Genomic DNA, 1,220 nt, shown 5'->3' on the forward strand with positions numbered 1-1,220 from the left:
CGGAGTCACCGCCCGAGGCGCGCGGTCGACGCCTGAACCTCGCGGGGAATTATAAACGATCCCGCACGTCCGCCGCGACCGCCTCCAGCGCCGCCTCCGCGGTCGGGACGCGGTCCGCGAGGCTACAGAACCCGTGCGCCATCGCCGGGTAGTGGCGGTGTTCCACCGGCGTCCCCTCGCTTCCGAACCGTTCCGCGAGCGCGACGCCGTCGTCGCGCAGGGGGTCGAACCCGGCGGTGACGACCGTCGCGGGCGGTAAGTCCCCCAAGTCCTCCGCCCGGAGCGGGACCGCGTAGGGGTTCGCGGCGTCGACCGGACTGCGGAGGTACCGCTCGTAGAACCACTCCATGTCATCGCGCGTCAGCAGCGGCCCGTCCGCGTTCTCCCGGTAGGAGTCCGTCCCGAAGTCGTGCCCGGCGATCGGGTAGAGGAGGAACTGGCCGGCGGGCGCGGGGAGGTCGCCGACCTCCCGGGCGCGGAGCGACGCCGCGACCGCGAGCGCGCCGCCCGCGCTGGTGCCCGAGACGCCGACACCGTCGGGGTCGACGCCGAGCGCGTCCGCGGCCGCCTCTCCGACCCATTCGACCGCGGCGGCGGCCTCGTCGACCGCGACCGGGAACGGGTGTTCCGGGGCGAGGCGGTAGTCGACCGAGACGACGACCGCGTCGGCGCGGACCGCGAGCTCGCGGCAGATCCCGTCGACGGAGTCCAGCGTGCCGAGCGTCCACCCGCCGCCGTGGAAGTGGACGAGGGCGCGGGATTCTGCCGAACCTTCAGTGGCGCTTTCGGGGCGGTACACCCGGACCGGCACCTCGCCGTGCGGGCCGTCGAACGCGAGGTCGCGCACCTCGGCCACGGGCGGCTCGGGCGGCCCGGAGAACAGGTCGTCTTCGAGGCGGCGGGCCGCCGCGACGGAGAGGTCGCTCCACGCCGGCAGGCCCAGCGACTCGATCTCGTCGACCGCGGCGGCGAGGTCCGGGCCGAGGTCGGCGTCCGCGTCGACCCGGATCGTCCCGTCCTCGTAGGTCAGCCGGACGTCCATCGCCCGGAGTTGCCGACCGACTTACAAAGGCCCACCGCCTCGCCCCGGTATGCGCGCGGACGAACTCGACCCGGACCTCGCCGCCGCGGTCGACGAGCTCGAGTCGCTGGGCCTGCCGGCGTGGAGCGACCTCTCCGTCGCGGCGGCCCGCCGCCGTGGAAGTGGGCGGGGGCGCGGG

1 protein-coding gene is annotated in these 1,220 nt (G+C 75.1%); it reads right to left on the reverse strand.

Annotated features, from left to right (window positions below):
* Window positions 1-49 precede the first annotated feature (49 nt).
* The gene (locus B9G38_RS17535; protein ID WP_086221199.1) at window positions 50-1,042 is read right to left on the reverse strand and encodes an alpha/beta hydrolase; all 993 of its coding nucleotides are present in this window, start codon (window positions 1,040-1,042) and stop codon (window positions 50-52) included.
* Window positions 1,043-1,220: the final 178 nt, after the last annotated feature.

It is taken from the genome of Halorubrum sp. SD612 (assembly GCF_002135005.1).